Origin of the sequence: Microcoleus sp. S13_B4 (assembly GCF_036700885.1) — a bacterium.
Taxonomy (GTDB): domain Bacteria; phylum Cyanobacteriota; class Cyanobacteriia; order Cyanobacteriales; family Microcoleaceae; genus Microcoleus.
This window is the reverse complement of record NZ_JAUBPU010000131.1, coordinates 1-2,445: the sequence shown is the minus strand read 5'-3', so window position 1 is coordinate 2,445 and position 2,445 is coordinate 1. Positions and strand designations below refer to the sequence as shown.

2 tRNA genes and 2 rRNA genes are annotated in these 2,445 nt (G+C 53.9%); all 4 read left to right on the top strand.

The annotated features are described in order from the left end of the window. Positions 1 to 635 (top strand): 16S ribosomal RNA (locus QT994_RS27480); the annotation flags it as partial. Between the two features lie 204 nt (positions 636 to 839). Further along, a tRNA-Ile gene (locus QT994_RS27475) sits at positions 840 to 916 on the top strand. 14 nt (positions 917 to 930) lie between these two features. Then, a tRNA-Ala gene (locus tag QT994_RS27470) sits at positions 931 to 1,006 on the top strand. A gap of 316 nt (positions 1,007 to 1,322) precedes the next feature. Then, a 23S ribosomal RNA gene (locus tag QT994_RS27465) occupies positions 1,323 to 2,445 on the top strand; the annotation flags it as partial.

Below are 2,445 nucleotides of genomic sequence, written 5' to 3'. Positions count from 1 at the left end.
CAAAGGAATTGACGGGGGCCTGCACAAGCGGTGGAGCATGTGGTTTAATTCGAAGCAACGCGCAGAACCTTACCAGCCTTTGACATCCTGGTCGCGGATTAGAGAGATCTTTTCCTTCAGTTCGGCTGGACCAGTGACAGGTGCTGCATGGCTGTCGTCAGCTCGTGTCGTGAGATGTTGGGTTAAGTCCCGCAACGAGCGCAACCCTCATCCTTAGTTGCCATCATTTAGTTGGGCACTTTAAGGAAACTGCCGGTGATAAGCCGGAGGAAGGTGGGGATGACGTCAAGTCCTCATGGCCCTTACAGGCTGGGCTACACACGTGCTACAATGGCGTTGACAGTGGGCAGCTAGACCGCGAGGTCGTGCTAATCTCTAAAAGACGTCTCAGTTCGGATTGTTCTCTGCAACTCGAGAGCATGAAGGCGGAATCGCTAGTAATCGCGGATCAGCATGCCGCGGTGAATACGTTCCCAGGCCTTGTACACACCGCCCGTCACACCATGGGAGTTGGATTCACCCGAAGGCGCTGCGCTAACCCGCAAGGGAGGCAGGCGACCACGGTGGGTTCAGCGACTGGGGTGAAGTCGTAACAAGGTAGCCGTAGGGGAACCTGCGGCTGGATCACCTCCTTTCTAAGGATCTTTGCGAAAGCGCTGGAGCTAGCCTCCGGAAGAGCTTCGCAATCTCCAAAGAACATTGCCGTCGTCCTCATGTCCTTTCATCACTGGAGATCGCTGTGCGAAGCCTTGTGCATCGTGCAAGCGAAACGCCTGAGCTGGCTCACGCCGCCCGCGGCAGCCCATTCGCGAGAATAGGCCGTCAGCGATGCGCGGTGCGGGCCTGTAGCTCAGTTGGTTAGAGCGCACCCCTGATAAGGGTGAGGTCGGAGGTTCGAATCCTCCCAGGCCCACCATCCTTTAAGCTTTAGGGGCCTTAGCTCAGCTGGGAGAGCACCTGCTTTGCAAGCAGGGGGTCATCGGTTCGATCCCGATAGGCTCCACCAGGTACACATGGTGCGGCGCGGCTTTGGTCAGCGCGCACAATCCGATAGATGAAACGAAAACTGATCCCCGCCCCAAGCGATTGGAGGCAGGGTGAGGCGGTCGCCATGTTTTGCATGGGATTTGCCGATCTTTGACATTGTGAATGGGTTTTTAAATCGATGCCGTGGCGCATGGATTGTAACGGGCAGACTTTGGTCTGTGCCGGCGATCGTGCATCACAAATCAATCAAATTGATTATCTGGCTGAGATAATTTCTCCCACCGTCTTCAAGCGCTCAGGTTTTATGCAGGCCTGACGTTGATGGTGTGGATTCTCAAGCGTGAGGTAAGAGCATTTGGTGGATGCCTTGGCATGTACAGGCGATGAAGGACGTGGCACGCTGCGATAAGCGTCGGGGAGTTGTGAGCAAACTTTGATCCGGCGATTTCCGAATGGGGAAACCCACCTTCACCATTTCTTCCAGTTGGCTTTCGGGCTGCCTGGGCGAGGTGGATAAGGTATCACCGAGCTGAATAAAATAGGCTTGGTGAAGCGAACCCGGGGAACTGAAACATCTCAGTACCCGGAGGAAAAGACATCAACAGAGATTCCCGTAGTAGTGGCGAGCGAACCGGGACCAGGCCAGTGCCTTCATTTCAACTAGCAGAACACTCTGGAAAGTGTGACCATAGCGGGTGACAGTCCCGTATGCGAAAGTGATGATGAAGGACTTGAGTAGGGCGGGACACGTGAAATCCTGTCTGAACATAGGGGGACCACCCTCTAAGCCTAAATACTCGTACATGACCGATAGCGAACACAGTACCGTGAGGGAAAGGTGAAAAGCACCCCGATTAGGGGAGTGAAACAGTACCTGAAACCGGATGCTTACAAGCAGTTGGAGCCTCTTTAGGGGGTGACAGCGTACCTCTTGCATAATGGGTCAGTGACTTAATCTAGCATGCGAGCTTAAGCCGTTAGGTGTAGGCGAAGCGAAAGCGAGTCTGAATAGGGCGACTGAGTATGTTGGATTAGACCCGAAACCCGGCGATCTAGGCATGAGCAGGTTGAAGGTGCGGTAACACGCACTGGAGGACCGAACCGTTTAATGTTGAAAAATTATCGGATGACTTGTGTTTAGGGGTGAAAGGCCAATCAAGCCGGGAAATAGCTGGTTCTCCGCGAAATCTATTGAGGTAGAGCGTCAGATGTATGCCGATGGGGGTAGAGCACTGGATGGGCTAGGGCTGCGCGAGCGGTACCAAACCTAACCAAACTCCGAATACCATCGAGTCTTGTCTGGCAGACAGACGGCGGGTGCTAAGGTCCGTCGTCAAAAGGGAAACAGCCCTAACCTACAGCTAAGGTCCCCAAGTCATCACTAAGTGGGAAAGCATGTGGGATTTCCAAAACAACCAGGAGGTTGGCTTAGAAGCAGCCATCCTTTAAAGAAAGCGT